Raw genomic sequence first — 15,252 nt, forward strand, 5'->3', positions numbered from 1 at the left:
GCTCCGGCCTCGTCTTGAGACGGGTCGGTCCGGAAGGGACGGCGGCACCGATCACGGGCGGCCTACGACCCGGACGACAGGGCGGGTTTTGCCGTGCTCGCCCCTTCGGGCGTGGGCCGCCCTGCTCGCATGGCGAACAGGAGCAGGCCCGCCGCGACGAAGACCGCGCCGGTGGCGACGTACAAGGACCGCGGCGCCCAACCGGCGTCCAGCAACCACCCCGCGACTGTGGGCGCGAGGATGGCTCCGACCCGCCCGACGCCGATGGCCGCTCCGACACCGGTCGCACGCAGTTTCGTCGAGTACACGCCCGGCGTGAGGGCGTAGAGTCCCGCGACGCATCCGCTGACGGCGACGCCGATGACCGCGCCCAGGCAGAAGGCGAGGGTCAGCAGGCTGGTGGAGGCGGCGAAGGCGACGATCAGGACTCCGGCCGCGAAGAGGTAACTCCGCAGCACGCTGAGCAGCGCGTACCGTGCCGCCAGCACACCCAGGAGAGCCGTTCCGAAGATTCCTCCCAGGTTGAGCAGCGTGCCGCCGGTCAGCCCTTGGCTCGAGGACATGCCGGCTTCCACCAGAAGCGTCGGGGTCCAGCTGGTGACGAAGTAGAAGGCGGCCATCACCAGGAAGAACGCACCCCACATCACGAGGGTCGGCCCTCGCAGTCCGCGGACGAGCAGGGCACGGAAACCGGTCCGCGAGTCTTCGCCCGCAGGGATGGCCGGAAGGGCGTCGAGCTCGGCGTGCCCCATACGCCGCGCAAGGGAGTTGACCCTCTGCAAGGCGTTCGCCGGCCTCCTGGTGACGAGGAAGTCGATGGATTCGGGCAGGCACCAGTGGACGAGCGGGAGGATCGCGAGTGTGGCCAGACCGCCGGTGAGGAAGACCGATCGCCAGCCGTAGTGGTCGATGAGGACCACGGACGAGAGGCCGCCCACCGTGGCGCCGACGGCGTATCCCGTCGAGTTGAGGCTGACCGCGAGGCCGCGCCAGCGCTGGGAGGCGAACTCGCCGGCGATCACGTTGCTGCAGGCCAGGACCGCGCCGATACCCACGCCCGTCACGAGCCGGAGCGCCCCCAGCTGCTGCCAGTTCTGGCTGGTCGACGAGAGCAGCATGCCGAGGGCGGCCACGGCCAGCCCGGCCAGGATGACGGGCCGGCGGCCGACCCGGTCCGCCCTGGGGGCGACGAGGAGCGCGCCCAGGGCCATTCCGGCCAGTCCGCTGCTGAGGAGGATCCCGAGGATGCCGGGGGAGAGATGCCACTCGCCGGAAACGGTCTTGCCGGTGAAGGACATGACCAGTACGTCGAATCCGTCGAGCGTGTTGAGGAGCACACAGACCGCGATCGCGCTCCACTGGAACCGGCTCATGGGCCCCTTGTCCAGGGCCTCCCGCAATGCGGCGCTCATTGGGCGGCCCGCCGAGAGACGGGGCGAACGTAGAAGATGTACATGGCAGCACTCCGTTGTCGACCGCGGTGGAGCCGACGAGGTCCTGAAGAGCGACACGCGAGGCAGTCTGTTTTCAGCCGTCGGTGCAGACATGTTCCGAGTCGCTGCGCGGGGTGGCCAGGCCCGTTTCCGCATGCCGGGAAACGAATGGTCCCGGCATGCGCCGGTCAGGGTACGGATGTGTGGAGTGCTCGCGAGATGGCGCGACAACTGGTACGGACGAGGTCTGCCAGTGCCCCCGTGGGCATGGACCCATGTCGTACGACGACGGACACCGCGGCGTCGATCTCCCCGGTGACGCCCACGACCGGCGCCGCGACCGAGAGCGTGTCGAGTGACAGTTGGCGGTCGCTCACGGCGTAACCACGAGCGTGTACCTGCGCGAGGACCCGTCTGATCTGCGTCGGGTCCGTCAGGGTGAAGGGCGTGTGACGGGAGAGGGGGCGGCCCAGTGCTTCGTCCTGCACCGGGGTGGGGGCGTGGGCGAGCAGGACCAGTCCCGCCCCGGTGGCCGTGATGGCCAGACGTCCACCGACGCGCGTCAGCGTGGGAACCGCTCTGCTGCCGCCGATGCGCTCGACGAAAACGACGTCCGTACCTTCCCGTACGGCCAGTTGTACGTTTTCGCGGGTCATCTGGCAGAGATCCTCCAGGTAGGGCAGAGCGCGCTCGCGCAGCCCCTGACCGCGGGGCGCCAGTGAGGCGACCTCCCACAGACGGAGCCCGACACGATAGTGACCCTGCTCGTCGCGTTCCAGCGCGCCCCAGGCGAGAAGGTCTCCCAGCATGCGGTGCACGGTGGAGACCGGCATGTCCACTTTGCGGGCCAGTTCGCTCAGGGTCAGGCGCGGGCGCTGTGCGGAGAAGGCGCCGAGGATCTGCAGGGCACGCCAGATGACGGGGCCCGTGCCGGTTGCCGGGCCCGGATGGGGACGCTTGTGGCGGTGCCGCGGTGGGGTGACGGTGGCGTGTTCGTGGGGCACAGCGGGACTCCTCTTCCGGTCGATGGCTCCGCCCCTGGTGCGCGCTACCGCTCGCCGGTGTTCAGATCATCGCCCATGAGTGCGATGCGACGGAGAATGTCAACGGCCAGAGACCGCTGATCAGCGGGGAGGGACTGCAGGAGCTGTTCGTTGATCTCTTCGGCGGGGGGGATCAGGGAGCGCAGCAGTTCGGCTCCCTCGTCGGTCAGCCTCAGCAGGGTGCGTCGGCGATCTTCCTCGTCCCGCACCTGGCTGACGTACTGCTGATCGGTCAGACGGCGGACGATCAGGTTGACCGTGGAACGGTCCAGGGACGTGAGGTGTGCGAGCGTGCGCTGGTCGATGCCGGGCTTGCGGCTCAGGGCGTTGAGGACGGAGAACTGCTGGGAGGTGATCCCGCGAGAGACGTGTCGGCTCCACAGCGCCGTGTGCACCTGCTCCGCACGCCGGATCAGATGTCCGATGTAGTTCTCCAGGTCGAGTGCGTGCGCCACGATGCTCCGTATGCCGTGCTGCTGGGTGGTGCCGCCTGATGGGGGCGAGCGGCTCGCCCGTGAGTCTATGGTCAGGCGGCACCACTGCGGCACGCGCCGCCGGGTCAGTGGTTCCGACGGCCCGGTCGCTCCTCGTAGGGGGTGGCCCTGCTGCCGTCGACACCGACCTCCAGGCGACCGACGCGCTCGATCTCCACGACGACGCGGTCTCCGTGGCTGAGCGGTCCGACGCCGGCCGGAGTGCCCGTCGCGATCACGTCACCGGGATACAGCGTCATCACGGACGAGGTGTACGCGATCAGCTCCCGCACACCGAAGATCAGGTGCGCCGTGTTGGTCCGCTGACGGGTGGTGCCCCCCACGTCGCAGCGCAGATCGAGGCAGTCCGGGTCGGGAATCTCGTCTGCGGTGACGATCCAGGGGCCGATAGGGGTGAACGTGTCGAACGACTTCCGGGTGGAGCGGTCCTCGCCGGAACGGACCGTGATGTCCAGCACGCACGTGTAGCCGAAGACGTGATCGAGTGCGTCGTCGACGCTGACGTGGGAGGCGGTGCGCCCGATGACGACACCCAGCTCGCCCTCCTGGTCGGTGCGCTTGTCGGAGTAGGGCAGGACGATGTCCTGGCCAGGGCCGATGACAGAGGAGTTCGCCTTGAGGAACACGCCGAGGTCGGCGACCGAGGTGGTGTACGCCATCTCGGCCTTGTGGTCGAGGTAGTTGACCGGCGCACCGACGATCTTGCCAGGGCGCGGCAACGGAGCCTCGAGCGTGGCTTCGGAGAGCGGTACGCGGGCACATGCGGTGAGGTCGACGTGCGGAGCCGCGCCGTCGCGGGCGGTGATCTCGATGTGCTGCTGGAGCGCCCCGGCAGGGGAGTGGGGATCGTACGGGGCGAACTGGTCGGTCACGTCGACGAGTTCGCCCCCTTCGACGAGGCCGAGCCGTCCCTTGTTGAAAAGCGCCAGGCGCATGAGGACTCCTTGTGAGGTGTTCGAGGTGGAGGGGTCAGGCGCCGGGGTCGGCGCTTTCGGTGCGGTAGAGGCCGAGCGACCGCATGACCGGTTCGTCGCTGTAGGAGAAGAGAACGGCGTCGCGGGAGGACGAGGTGTTGAGGTGGCGGTAGGAGGCCCAGCCGGGGACGGCGAACGTGTCGTTCTCGGACCAGTCGAAGCGGACCCCGTCGACGATCGTGGAGCCTTCGCCGCGTACGACGCTGAAAATGGTCGATGTCGTCCGCTTGCGGCCGGCTCCGTCGAAGCCCGGGCGCAGTCGCTGGATGCGGCAGCCGATGGTGGGCATCACCGGGCCGCCCGTCCAGGGGTTGGTGTACTCCAGGACGACGCCATCCACGTCGCTGCCCTCGGCCGTGTCGGCGATCGCATCCAGCGCGCGGCTGGTTTCCTCCCAGGTGTAGCGGGTGACGGGGGAGTTGGGCCCGTCCTGGGAGAGCCAGGCCGGGGTGAGCCTGCCGTGCAGGAACTGGCGGCTGCCCGCGTCGTCGGGACGGGTCACCGGCTGCAGGCGCCGTGGGTACTGCTCGTAGAACCCCGCCTCCAGCGCATTGACGAGCGGGTAGTCGAGAGCGTCCAGCCAGATCATCGGCGCGTCGCCCTCGTGGGTGTGGTCGTGCCAGTGCCAGCCCGGTGTGAGCAGCAGGTCGCCCGGGGACATGAAGACGCGTTCACCGTTGACCGTCGTCCAGGCACCGTTGCCCTCCAGGATGAGGCGGAAGGCGTTGGAGGTGTGCCGGTGGGCCTGCGCGGTCTCTCCGGGAAGGATGATCTGGAGCCCCGCGTACAGCGTGTTGACGGTGGCCGGCGGATCGGTCAGGCCAGGGTTGACGAGCATGAGAACCCGCCGTTCGGCCTCGTCGAGAGAGAGCGTCCTGGAGAAGTGGAGCAGGTGGGGCCGTAGCTCCTGCCAGCTCCACCGGTAGGGCACGGCACGGCTGCGCGGTTCGGCCGGGAAGAGGTTCCCGTAGAACCGCCACAGCGGGGCGGCCCCCAGGCCCTCCAGTGCCTTGTAGGCGAGCTCGTCGTTCATGACATCCTCCCTGTGATCCTGATCGGGGCTCACGAGGCGGCGACCGCAGCCGGGGCCGGAGTCCACACCCAGGCGACATCGTCGAAGTCCTCGGGCGTGCGGGACGAGAGCAGGACATTGCGCAGCGTCGCTCCCATACCGTCCAAGTGGCAGATCTCACCGAAGCGGCGCGCGTTGGTCTGAATCCGTGCCGCACGCTCCCGGCGCTGTGCGGCGTACGCCGTGAACGCCTCGGCCGCGTCGGGGAACCGGGCGAGTGACCGTCCCAGGGCGACGGCGTCCTCCAACGCCTGACAGGCCCCTTGAGCCAGGTACTGGAGCATGGGGTGGGCGGCGTCGCCGAGGAGCACGATGCGGCCGTGGACCCAGGTCTCGATCGGCAGCCGGTCGTACAACGGCCAGCGTCGATCGCGGGAGACCAGAGGCAGCGCGTCGCGCACGGCCTGGCACGCCTTGCCGAAACGCTCTTCGAGCTCGGTCTCCGTTCCCCAGTCGTCGGAGTCCGGCGTGTAGTGGTCGCTCTCGAAGACGGCGACCTGGTTGTACAGCTCTCCCCGGCGAACCGGGTACTGCACCAGGTGCATACGGGGACCGGCCCACACCATCACCGCTTCCGAGGCGGCGTGCTGGGACATCCGGCCGGTCATCTTCTCGGTGGGCAGCGCCCCTCGGAAGGCCACGTACCGGGAGCAGACCGGATCCCCGTCGCCCACCAGCGCCTGGCGCAGTCCCGAGTGGAGTCCGTCCGCGGCGACGACCGCGTCGGCGCTCAATACCTCCGACGACTCGGCGAAGTGCAGCCGCACGCCGGAGGAATCCTGGTCGGCGCGGGTGACGGTGTGTCCCGTGCGAAGTGCGATCGCGGGGTCTTCCTGGCAGGCAGCCAGCAGGGCTGCATGCAGGTCGGTGCGGTGCGTGACGAGGTAGGGATGTGTGAACCGCTCTTTGTAGTCGGCGCTGCGGAGATCGAGAGCGGTGATCTGGTCCCCTGACATCGCGTCCATCATCACCAGGCGCGGCGGGGCGACAGCGGTGCGCTGGACAGTGGTGAGAACCCCCAGCTCTTCAAGGGCGAGCGAGGCGTTCGGGGCGAGCTGGAGGCCGGCCCCGATCTCACCGAACCGGGGTGCCCGCTCCACGAGTGTGACGTCGCGGCCGGAGCGGGCGATGGCCAGAGCTGCGGCCAGGCCGCCGATGCCGCCGCCGACGACGACGAGATGGGCGGGAGAAGGGGATGTGGGCATACGGGCTCCTAAAGCTGACGCGGGGGAGGGGCACCGAGGTAGCGGAAATGCAAGGCGCCGCAATCAATCCGTACACCAATCATTGGTGTGCGGATGATATTAGGATCGCGCTGCCCCCAGGTCAATGGGTTGGCTCGCGCAGGCGCAGGCGCAGGCAGCAGTCGGTCGGGCGCTGTACCGGGTCGGCGATCGACGGCTACGTTGCGGCCGTCGTCGCGTCGGCACGCCTGTCGGCTGCGGCCGGCCAGCAGCGGGCGTCGTGGGCCCGGTCGTTCTTCGGTGAGTACGGACGGATCCGTCCGGCCGATTTCGGCGCGCCCGGACAGGACGGTGAACTGTGGGTGACCAGTGGGGCCGTCGGTGTTGCTGCGCCGACAGAGAGGCGTGCGAGAGGAAGACCGCGTCGTTGACGTCTGCGTTGGCGATCGGCGAGCCATGGCGAGCCGAAGCGGCCCGGAGCCAAGCTGTTCGCACCACTGCGGCAGGTCGTCGAGTCGGTCAACGAGACCTTCAAGGGTCAGCTCGACCTGGAACGGCACCACGACCGCACGCCCGCCGACGTCGCCCGCGTCATGCTGTGCATCGTCACGCTGACCACCGCTGTGTGGCACAACGACCAGAGCGGACAGCCCGTCCTGCGCTCACTGACCGCCTATGGCCACCAACCCTTGGGAGAGATCGCTTAGTTGGACGGTGCCAGGGTGCGCAGGACGCAGAACTCGTTGCCCTCCGGGTCGGTCATGACCACCCAGCTCCGGCCGGGGCCCTGTCCCACGTCCACCTTGGCGGCGCCAAGGCCGAGCAGCCTGGCCACCTCGTCGTCAGTACTGCCGTCGATCGGGCTGACGTCCAGGTGGAGCCGGTTCTTCACCGTCTTGTCCTCGGGCACCTGGATGAACAGCAGGGTGGGCGGCATCTGGCGGGCCCGGACCTCCTCGACGGTCGGCGCCCAGGAGCCGATCTCGACCTTGCCCTCGCTCCGGTCGATCACCTTGAAGCCCAGGACCGTGCACCAGAAGGCCGCGAGCCGCTCCGGGTCGTGGCAGTCGACCACCAACTCGGTGAACCTACTGGTCATTGCTCCCCCAGGCACTGCGGACGTGGGCTCAGCCTACGGGGCCGCGCCGCCCGTCCGGTAGGTCCGGGAGCGCTACGACCACCAACCCTTGGAAGGCGTCGGCCGCGTTCAGCCGACGAGGCTTTCCTGTTCAGTCGACGAGGGTCCCTTGGTGGAAGTACATCCGCCAGCCCGTCTCCGTCAGGCGCCAGAGGGAGCTTCGTCGTGCCCGTCGGTCCTGGTTGTCGGCGAAGTACGTCAGGTGGACGATGCCCGGGGCAAGGACCACTCCCGACATTTCGCTGACCTCGACAGGGGAATCCGGGGACACGGTGTCGCCACTGGTGACCGCGAGGATCGACTCGACGTCCCATCGCCGTCCCGAAGCGCCGAACTCGGTGAACTCCGGGTCCAGAAGCTCCAGGACACGGTCGGGGACCGCGCGTACCGCAGGGTCGAGAAGCCGCAGTTCCCCGTCGATGGCCGCTTGAACGAACCGCTCATTCTCATCCGTCATGCGGAAACCCTAGGGGCCGTCGCCCCTTCGGCACCCTCCCTTTTCTCGGCCGGACGACGTGGTCGTACCCTGCAAGTGATCATCCGTCACCGGACGCAGGAGGCCAGTTGCACCCCTCGGACGTTCCCCCGGCCGGCTACTTCGAGCGCATCGACGAACGGACCTACCGGCCCACCGTGCACGCCGGTGGCGCCTGGCAGTCGGACGAGCAGCACTTCAGTCCGCTCGGCGGGCTGGTCGTCCATGCCATCGAGCGCTTTCTGGCCGCCCGCGGTCGTACGGGGCCGGAACCGCACCTGAGCCGCGTCAGCTACGACATCCTCGGCCGCATCGCCGTCGACGACACCGAGATCCATGTCGAGACGATCCGCCCCGGCCGCACCATCGAGCTGGTGGAGGCCACCGTGGTCATCGCGGGGCGGTCCACGGTGCGCGCCCGCGCCTGGCTGCTCGCGGCGGGCGACACCGCCTCCGTCGCCGGGGGCGAGGCCGAGGCGCTGCCCCATCCCGACGGGGTGGAGCCGTGGCCGATGGCCTCGGTCTGGCCCGGAGGGTTCATCGCGTCGCTCGACGTGCGGGCCGTCGACCCGCCGCAGCCCGGTCGGGCCAGGACCTGGGTGTCGACCGGCAGGCCCCTCGTGACCGGTGAGGAGGCGAGTCCGCTGGCGTCCTACGTGGGCCTCGTCGACACCGCCAATGGCGTCGCGGTACGTCAGCCGCCCGGGAAGTGGATGTTCCCGAACGTCGACCTGACCATTCATCTGCATCGCCAACCACGGGGCGGCTGGGTCGGTCTGGACACCTCCGTCGTCTTCGGCGCGGAGGGGCACGGCCTCACCAGTACCGTCCTCCACGACGTCCACGGACCCGTCGGACAGGCCCAGCAGATACTCACCGTGAGGCCGTTGGAAACCCCCTGAGGGATGTGACGCGCGAGGAGGGTTCCCTCTCGGCGGCCCGTCCACGGGCTACGGGAGGGAGCCCTCGTGAGGAGTGGCCTCCGCCACGAGGTGCCGCAGGCGTCGTCGGGATTCCCGCAAGGGACGTTGCCGACCCGATGAAGAGTGCGGTGGTCGGGTCGCTGCCAGAAGGCCGCGTGTTCGAGCCCGAAGCGACCCGGCCCCTTCGTAGATCATCTCGTGGGCGTTCTCAGGCCCTCCTTTCGGATTCCCGGGCCTCCAGGGTGAGTCGGGCAAGCTCGTCGAAGCCGATGCCGTCGAAGTCGCCGATGCCGGTGGCGAGGCGGTTCTTCAGCGGGACGGTCCAGTGTTCGCCGAGTGCGTCCGGGCCGCCCGCCAGCAGGCCGGTGATCGAACCGGCCGTGGCGCCGTTGGAGTCCGTGTCCCAGCCGCCGGACACGGCACGGCAGACGGCACCCGCGAAGTTCCCGTCCGCGTGGGTGAGAGCGGCTGCCAGCAGGGCCGCGTTCGGCAGCACGTGCACCCAGTGGTGGTCGGGGGCGTAGCGGGCGTGCAGTGTGTCGACGACCCGATCGAAGCCGGCCGGGGTGCCGGTGGGTTCGGCCCGCGCGGTCTCGATGCCGAAGCGGATCGCCTGTGCGTAACGGGAGTTCGGCGGGATGCGGGCCAGGGCGGCGGTGAGCGTGTCGTGGACCGTGGTGGGGCCGGGCCCGGCCGCGTGCGCGACGGCCGCCGCCACGAACATCTCGCCGTAGACACCGTTCGCCGTGTGCGACAGCATCGCGTCCCTGCGGGCGAGTTCGGCGGCCCGCGCGGGGTCGCCCGGGTTCGTCCAGCCGAAGACGTCTGCCCTGATCTGCGCGCCGATCCACTCGCGGAACGGATTGCGGTACGTGGCCGTCAGCGGGGGCTCCAGCCCGGCCAGCAGGTTGCGGTAGGCGACGCGTTCCGCGGTGAACGTGCGAGCGGCGGGCAGTTCCTCCAGCCACAGGCGCGCCACGTCGTCCGTGCTGAAGCCGTGGCCGTGACGCCGCAGCAGCAGGAGGTTGAGAAGCGGGTAGTTGAGGTCGTCGTCCTCCGGCATGCCGTCGATGTTCTCGGCCAGGGAGGTGGGGCGGGACCTGCGGTTCCACGGATGGGCCGCCGCGATCCGCGGATCAAGGCCCCGCTCGGTGAACCAGGTGCGCAGGGGCCAGTTGCCGGTTGACCTGCCGATGGCGCGGATGCCGGGAAGCGGGATCTTCTCCACGGGTTTGCCCAGCAGGCAGCCGACCGCCCTGCCCAGCCAGGCCGCATGCAGCCGGTCGAGCTCCGTGCGTGCGACGACGGCCCCGCGTGTGCCGGTCTCCCCGCGCGGGGCCGGTTCCGTACGCCGCGACGCGTCCGGGCCCGGGGGGACGGTGGGCAGCGGGCCGGGTACGGGTTCCGCCGCTGCCAGGGGGGTCGGAAGCCGTGCCAGTTCATCGAGCAATTCCTCGGCGAGCGACCGCATTCCGGGTGCGACGGGCCGGGCGGAGGCGCCGTCCCGGTCGGGCGCCGGACGTCCGCCCGCCGCGAACCAGCGGCGTGCGATCCCGGTCGCGTCCCGGCCGTCCTGCGCGGCCTGGCGCAACTCGTGCCCGATCAAGTCCTCGGGCTGGACCCAGGTCAGACGCAGCATCAGGACCCCGTGATCGCCGAGAAGGCCGCCTCGTGGGCGCGGCGCCGTTCCAGGTCGAGCGCGTGCACCTCGCGGGCGACCCGGGCCAGGGACGCCGCGGGGGCGCGCAGATCCAGTCGGCTGGCCCGGGCGACCTCGGTGCTCCATTCACGGGGCACCGCCTGTTCACCGCACAGGGCGCCGACGATCGCACCGCTCATCGTGGCGATCGAATCGCAGTCGCGGCCGTAGTTGACCGATCCGAGCACCGTGTGCCGGAAGTCGCCGCCGCCCACCAGCACCATCCCCAGGGCGACGGGGAGTTCCTCGATGGAGTGCAGCCGCGAGGGGCGACGGGCCCCCAGCGACGGCCTGCGGTACTCCGGACCGACCGTGTCGAAGGGGGCCACCGCCTGCCTCAGCGGTACCAGGGCATCCTCGAAGTCGTCGTACCGGACGGCGACTTCGCACACCGCCTCGATGGCCTCCCTCGTGCCGTCCTTCGCCAGTCCGAGGGCGTCCTCGACGACGGAGACGGGGGTGGCGTCCGGCTTGAACGCGGCGGCCACCGCGGCCGCGAGGACCCCCGCCGCCTCGCGCCCGTAGGACGACTGGTGCGCCCCCGCCACGTCCAGCGCCTCCTGGTACGCGGCGAGCGGGTTGCCCGCGTCGACCACGCCGACGGGCGCCATGTACATCGCCGCACCACAGTTGACGATGTTGCCGACGCCCGCCTCGCGCGGATCGACGTGCCCGTAGTGGATGCGTGCGACGATCCACTTCTCCGCGAGGAAGATCCGCTGGAGCGGCAGCGCCTCCGCCTCCAGCTCCGGGATCCAGCGGGTGTGGCCGATCAGGTCGGGGACCAGGTGGTCGGCGACGGCGTAGGCGTCGAGGTGGTCGCGGACCTTCTCGTAGACGCGGATCAGGGCGTGCGTCATCAGCGTGTCGTCGGTGACATGGCCGTCGCCCTTGTGGAACGGCGCGAGGGGGCGAGCGGTCCGCCACTCGTCCTTGTGGAACGGTTCCACGATGCCGCGCACCCGGCCGCCGTGCCGTTCGACGATGGCCTCGGGGGCCCAGCCCTCGACCGCGCCGCCGAGCGCGTCGCCCACGGCGGCACCGACGAGGCTCCCGAGAGTGCGCTCTTCCAAGGTCGTGACGGTTTGTTCGATATCGGTCCGGGTGGTCATACCGGGTTCCTTCCGGGCGTGGGGGAGGGCTTCGAGGAGGGCCTGGAGGACGCCGGAGCGTGCGTCGGGTCGTTCTCGGTTCCGGTCGTCTCCGGGCCCATGCCCTGCGTCGGCGTCGACGGCGGTCGAGGGCTACGGTCGCGGTTGTCGGCCGGGTGGTCGCGGATGACGACGCCCCGGTCACGGCCCGGTACGGAACAATCACTCGGGCGGGTGATCGGGCCCGTGCGGAGCGCCGGTTGCTTCTACGCTTTCGGCCATGCCCTGGAACTGGATGCAGATCACACTCCACCCGCCGACCCGGGACCGGGCCGGTTACGGCGAGGCGGCCATCGGAACGGGTGGGCTGACGTACGGCGAGGCGCGCCGGACGGTGCACACGTCCCTGCTGGCCCTGGCGGAACGGCCGGGACCGATCGCCGCCACCTACGCCAGGGCGGCCGACATGTGGAGCCGCGGCGTCCCCGATGACGTGCTGGCCGCCGGGCTCCTGATCTCACGGGTGTACGAGTACGGGCGGCTGCCGGGCGAGACGGCGGAGCGGGCGGCGCACGCGATCGTGGAGGAGTTCAGCATGAACACCACCGGGGAGCCGCACCGGGTGATCCTCACGGCCGACTCCCCTGGCGGCCATGCGCGGCCGTGACCGGGTGGGCCCTTCCCGCCCCGGGGGTCCGGCTGTCCCGTACGGCGTGCGACGTCCTCGTGCCGGGGTCCGGCTGTCCCGTACCGGCGTGCGGCTTCCCCGTGCCGGGGGCCGGCCGTCCCTTACCGGGCCCGCCCGCTGACGGCCGGTCAGCCGTACGAGAGGTCGGAACAGGGGTTGTCGTCGGCGGAGCGGACGTCCTCGGAGACCCGGGCGGGGACGTGCGCCGGCGGCGGTGAGGCAGGGGCTTCCGGCTCGTCCGCGTAGGTGCGGCCGAGCAGGACGGTGATGCCCGGCGCCGTCACCGGGGCGAGTCGCGCGCCGGGGAAGACCCGGGCCGCCTTTCCGGCCTGTTCCTCCTGACCGGGGCCGTACTCGATCACCGTCGTCGCCTGGTCGCGGACGGTGGCGGTCGTGGCCTCGGTGACGGTGAAACCGTGTTCCTTGAGCAGCTCGGCGGCACGGGCGGCGAGGCCGGTCACGGTGGTGCCGTTGTGCACGGCCACCGAGACACCGGCGCCGGAAACGGGCGTATCGGCGCGGGAGGCGGGTGCTTCGGCGCCCGGCGACGACGAGGCGGCCGATCCGTTCTTCCCGCTCCCGCCGGCGTCCTGGCCGTCGAGGGTGCGGTCGGCCCGCAGCGCCGCCCACAGGGCGTCCGCGTCCGGGTGGACGATCGCCACGCGCGCCCCCTGGTACTTCCAGGGCACGGTCACGAACTTGGTGTTGTGGAGATCGATGTCCTTCATCGACATCGCGAAGGCGACGAGTTTGTCGGCGGTGCCGAGCCCGGGGTCGACGGTCATCGATTTGGTGGCCGCGTCCGCGAGCGGCAGCAGTTTGGACGGGGTCAGTCCATCGCTCTTGATCTGTTTCAACAGACTGGCCACAAAGGCTTGTTGGCGCTTTATGCGACCTATGTCGGAGCCGTCCCCGATGCCGTGCCGGATGCGTACGTAGTCGAGCGCCCGCTGACCGGAGACCGTCTGCGGTCCCTTGGTGAAGATCCGTTTGCCGCGGGTGGGGCGATGGGGGTTGAGGTCGCGCTGGTAGACGTCCTGCGGCAGGCAGACCTGGACACCGCCCACGGCCTCCGTCATCGCCGCGAAGCCCTTGAAGTCGACGACGACGGTGTGATCGACGCGCAGCCCGGTGAGTTTCTCCACGGTGTTCTGGGTGCAGGCGGGGTTGCCCTCGGGCGTCTCGCCCACCGAATAGGCCGCGTTGAACATGACGCCGGACTGCGGGGCGGACCAGGAGCCGTCCGGCAGTTTGCAGGGCGGGATGTCGACCAGGGTGTCACGGGGGATCGAGACGGCGACGGCGTGCTTCTGATTCGCATACGTGTGCAGCAGGAACGCGGTGTCGGACCGGCCGATGTCGTCCGCGTCCCCGCCGCCCAGTGCGATGTTGCCGCCGGTCCGGGCGTCCGAGCCGATCACCAGGACGTTCGACCCCTTGGTGGAGGCCGGCGGCCGGTCGCCGGACACACCGTCCGCGCTGAAGGTGCTGATGTTGCCGTTGAGCCGCGTGTAGACCCACCCGGCACCGGCCGCTCCCAGTACGAGCAGGGAGACGGCGGCGGCGAGGGCCGTGCGGCCCTTGCTCCGCCTGCGTCGTCGGCCGCGCACCGCCGCTGCGCGCGCACGGCGCCGGGAAGCCTGGCGGCTGTCTGTCATGCGTCCACCCCATCGGTTCCGGCCACAGGAAGGGGGCGACTGACCCCGCCTCAATGGTTGTACAGTTGCGCAATGTAGCAAGCGTGTCCGATGGATGGCTCCTCACGTGGGTCATCGGGAAGAGAGTGGGGTGGCGGAGTGTTCCGCAACGCGTTGGAGCCCTGGCATCTGCTGATCGTGGTGCTTGTGATCATCATTGTGTTCGGGTCGAAGAAGCTGCCGGACAGTGCGCGGGCGCTCGGCAAGTCGCTGCGCATTCTGAAGAGCGAGACCAGGGCCATGAAGGAGGAGGACGCGCCCTCGCCCGCCCCGTCCGCGGCCGGGGACGCGGCGGGCACGCCGGCTCCGGACGGGGCGGGCGCTGCCGGGGGGCCCGCGTCCCGGACCATCCGCTCGGCCCCGGGCGACGCCGCCTCGGCGCGTCCGGTCGTGGAGAACGCCACCGAGCCCCGTTGATGTGCGCGGCGTCCGGCCCCGCCGGCGCGTGTGTGTCGACGCCCGTGCGGGGTCCGCGCCGGGGGAGCTGTGATCCGAGGGGTCCCCGTCCGGGGCACTCCCGTACGGAGCCGGGGTGTGGTGATCGTGGGCGCGCCCTCGCCGCACAGGCGTTTCAAAAATTGCGTAACTTTTGAACTATGGTGTGTCCGACACGCACCCGGCGGAGCCCCGGCGCTCCGGCGGACACATCGTCGGCGCGCCTCGAAGGAGAGCAGAAGTGTTGGGCGTCAGTCTCGCCAAGGGTCAGAACGTCGTCCTGAACCAGGACGGCACGCCGCTCGCCGATGTCACCGTCGGCCTGGGCTGGGACGCGCGTCCGGCCGGCGGCGCGGACTTCGATCTCGACGCGTCCGCGATCATCTGCGGACCGGACCAGAAGGCCGTCTCCGACCAGCACTTCGTCTTCTACAACAATCTCGTCGGCCCGGGCGGGGCGGTGCGGCACACCGGCGACAACACGACCGGCGAGGGCGAGGGCGACGACGAGCAGATTCTCGTGGACCTCGACCGGCTCGACGAGAGCACCGGACAGATCGTCTTCATCGTCTCCATCCACGACGCGCAGAACCGCGGGCAGAATTTCGGACAGGTCGAGGACGCCTACATCCGTGTGGTCGACAACCTCACCGGTCGTGAGATGTGCCGCTACGAACTCTCCTACGACGCCGCCGGTGAGACGGCGATGGTCTTCGGTGCCCTGTACCGCAGGGGTGGGGAATGGAAGTTCCGGGCCATCGGGCAGGGGTACGCGTCCGGCCTGGCCGGTATCGCGGTCGACTACGGCGTGGCACCGCAGAAGCGCGGCGAGGCTTTCCACCAGCGATTCGAGGAGTTCCTCGGAGGTGCTGTACAGGGGGTATCCGCGCCACCGGGTGCGGGCCT

Annotated in this window: 14 protein-coding genes and 2 pseudogenes; 5 read left to right on the forward strand and 11 right to left on the reverse strand. The window is 70.2% G+C overall.

Annotated elements, in window-relative coordinates; all coding sequences use genetic code 11:
* Window positions 1-62: 62 nt before the first annotated feature.
* The 6 genes from AB0E67_RS33500 to AB0E67_RS33525 all read right to left on the reverse strand — a co-directional run bounded on the left by AB0E67_RS33500 (window position 63) and on the right by AB0E67_RS33525 (window position 6,221).
* Window positions 63-1,412, reverse strand: a complete 1,350-nt coding sequence (locus tag AB0E67_RS33500) for an MFS transporter (RefSeq protein WP_362034075.1) — start codon at window positions 1,410-1,412, stop codon at window positions 63-65.
* 209 nt (window positions 1,413-1,621) lie between these two features.
* Window positions 1,622-2,437, reverse strand: coding sequence for an IclR family transcriptional regulator (locus tag AB0E67_RS33505; protein ID WP_362034077.1), 816 nt, complete (start codon window positions 2,435-2,437; stop codon window positions 1,622-1,624).
* A gap of 44 nt (window positions 2,438-2,481) precedes the next feature.
* Window positions 2,482-2,931, reverse strand: coding sequence for a MarR family transcriptional regulator (locus tag AB0E67_RS33510; RefSeq protein WP_362034079.1), 450 nt, complete (start codon window positions 2,929-2,931; stop codon window positions 2,482-2,484).
* A 104-nt stretch (window positions 2,932-3,035) separates the two neighbouring features.
* Window positions 3,036-3,905: a fumarylacetoacetate hydrolase family protein gene (locus AB0E67_RS33515; protein WP_362034082.1), complete on the reverse strand. Its 870-nt coding sequence runs from the start codon at window positions 3,903-3,905 to the stop codon at window positions 3,036-3,038.
* Window positions 3,906-3,939: 34 nt separating this feature from the next.
* Window positions 3,940-4,977, reverse strand: a complete 1,038-nt coding sequence (locus AB0E67_RS33520; RefSeq protein WP_362034085.1) for a cupin domain-containing protein — start codon at window positions 4,975-4,977, stop codon at window positions 3,940-3,942.
* Between the two features lie 29 nt (window positions 4,978-5,006).
* Window positions 5,007-6,221, reverse strand: a complete 1,215-nt coding sequence (locus AB0E67_RS33525) for an FAD-dependent monooxygenase (RefSeq protein WP_362034088.1) — start codon at window positions 6,219-6,221, stop codon at window positions 5,007-5,009.
* Window positions 6,222-6,658: 437 nt separating this feature from the next.
* Between AB0E67_RS33525 and AB0E67_RS33530 the strand changes: the two are divergent.
* A pseudogene (locus AB0E67_RS33530) lies at window positions 6,659-6,907 on the forward strand (IS982 family transposase); the annotation flags it as partial.
* On the opposite strand, the gene AB0E67_RS33535 reads toward AB0E67_RS33530, so the two are convergent.
* Window positions 6,904-7,299 carry a VOC family protein gene (locus tag AB0E67_RS33535; protein ID WP_362034091.1) on the reverse strand — a complete coding sequence of 132 codons (396 nt, stop codon included), beginning with the start codon at window positions 7,297-7,299 and terminating at the stop codon, window positions 6,904-6,906. The pseudogene AB0E67_RS33530 and the gene AB0E67_RS33535 sit on opposite strands and share 4 nt — an antisense overlap.
* A 130-nt stretch (window positions 7,300-7,429) precedes the next feature.
* Window positions 7,430-7,795 (reverse strand): DUF4440 domain-containing protein, encoded by a 366-nt coding sequence (locus AB0E67_RS33540; RefSeq protein ID WP_362034094.1) that lies wholly within the window; start codon window positions 7,793-7,795, stop codon window positions 7,430-7,432.
* 107 nt (window positions 7,796-7,902) lie between these two features.
* Between AB0E67_RS33540 and AB0E67_RS33545 the strand changes: the two genes are divergently transcribed.
* Window positions 7,903-8,715: a thioesterase family protein gene (locus AB0E67_RS33545; protein WP_362034096.1), complete on the forward strand. Its 813-nt coding sequence runs from the start codon at window positions 7,903-7,905 to the stop codon at window positions 8,713-8,715.
* Window positions 8,716-8,944: 229 nt separating this feature from the next.
* On the opposite strand, the gene AB0E67_RS33550 is transcribed toward AB0E67_RS33545, so the two are convergent.
* A complete protein-coding gene (locus AB0E67_RS33550) occupies window positions 8,945-10,375 on the reverse strand; it encodes an ADP-ribosylglycohydrolase family protein (RefSeq protein ID WP_362034099.1) in 1,431 nt (476 codons plus the stop codon).
* Window positions 10,375-11,547: an ADP-ribosylglycohydrolase family protein gene (locus AB0E67_RS33555; RefSeq protein ID WP_362034102.1), complete on the reverse strand. Its 1,173-nt coding sequence runs from the start codon at window positions 11,545-11,547 to the stop codon at window positions 10,375-10,377. Before AB0E67_RS33555 ends, AB0E67_RS33550 begins: the two co-directional genes overlap by 1 nt.
* A gap of 259 nt (window positions 11,548-11,806) precedes the next feature.
* Here AB0E67_RS33555 and AB0E67_RS33560 point away from each other — a divergent pair, with 259 nt between their 5' ends.
* The gene (locus tag AB0E67_RS33560; protein WP_351623823.1) at window positions 11,807-12,193 is read left to right on the forward strand and encodes a hypothetical protein; all 387 of its coding nucleotides are present in this window, start codon (window positions 11,807-11,809) and stop codon (window positions 12,191-12,193) included.
* 149 nt (window positions 12,194-12,342) lie between these two features.
* On the opposite strand, the gene AB0E67_RS33565 is transcribed toward AB0E67_RS33560, so the two are convergent.
* Window positions 12,343-13,872, reverse strand: coding sequence for an LCP family protein (locus AB0E67_RS33565; RefSeq protein ID WP_362034105.1), 1,530 nt, complete (start codon window positions 13,870-13,872; stop codon window positions 12,343-12,345).
* A 138-nt stretch (window positions 13,873-14,010) separates the two neighbouring features.
* Between AB0E67_RS33565 and tatA the strand changes: the two genes are divergently transcribed.
* Window positions 14,011-14,328, forward strand: coding sequence for a Sec-independent protein translocase subunit TatA (gene tatA, locus AB0E67_RS33570; RefSeq protein WP_362034108.1), 318 nt, complete (start codon window positions 14,011-14,013; stop codon window positions 14,326-14,328).
* Between the two features lie 262 nt (window positions 14,329-14,590).
* Window positions 14,591-15,157: pseudogene (locus AB0E67_RS33575) on the forward strand (TerD family protein); the annotation flags it as partial.
* Between the last annotated feature and the right edge of the window lie 95 nt (window positions 15,158-15,252).

The sequence above is a fragment of the Streptomyces sp. NPDC032161 genome (assembly GCF_040636995.1).
GTDB lineage: Bacteria > Actinomycetota > Actinomycetes > Streptomycetales > Streptomycetaceae > Streptomyces.

Bases quoted from the DNA above. Each gene is read 5' to 3' on its own strand.
- AB0E67_RS33500 (WP_362034075.1), bottom strand. From the start codon at position 1,412: ATGAGCGCCGCATTGCGGGAGGCCCTGGACAAGGGGCCCATGAGCCGG.
- AB0E67_RS33555 (WP_362034102.1), bottom strand. From the start codon at position 11,547: ATGACCACCCGGACCGATATCGAACAAACCGTCACGACCTTGGAAGAG.
- AB0E67_RS33525 (WP_362034088.1), bottom strand. From the start codon at position 6,221: ATGCCCACATCCCCTTCTCCCGCCCATCTCGTCGTCGTCGGCGGCGGC.
- AB0E67_RS33550 (WP_362034099.1), bottom strand. From the start codon at position 10,375: ATGCTGCGTCTGACCTGGGTCCAGCCCGAGGACTTGATCGGGCACGAG.
- AB0E67_RS33540 (WP_362034094.1), bottom strand. From the start codon at position 7,795: ATGACGGATGAGAATGAGCGGTTCGTTCAAGCGGCCATCGACGGGGAA.
- AB0E67_RS33535 (WP_362034091.1), bottom strand. From the start codon at position 7,299: ATGACCAGTAGGTTCACCGAGTTGGTGGTCGACTGCCACGACCCGGAG.
- AB0E67_RS33520 (WP_362034085.1), bottom strand. From the start codon at position 4,977: ATGAACGACGAGCTCGCCTACAAGGCACTGGAGGGCCTGGGGGCCGCC.
- AB0E67_RS33565 (WP_362034105.1), bottom strand. From the start codon at position 13,872: ATGACAGACAGCCGCCAGGCTTCCCGGCGCCGTGCGCGCGCAGCGGCG.
- AB0E67_RS33515 (WP_362034082.1), bottom strand. From the start codon at position 3,905: ATGCGCCTGGCGCTTTTCAACAAGGGACGGCTCGGCCTCGTCGAAGGG.
- AB0E67_RS33560 (WP_351623823.1), top strand. From the start codon at position 11,807: ATGCCCTGGAACTGGATGCAGATCACACTCCACCCGCCGACCCGGGAC.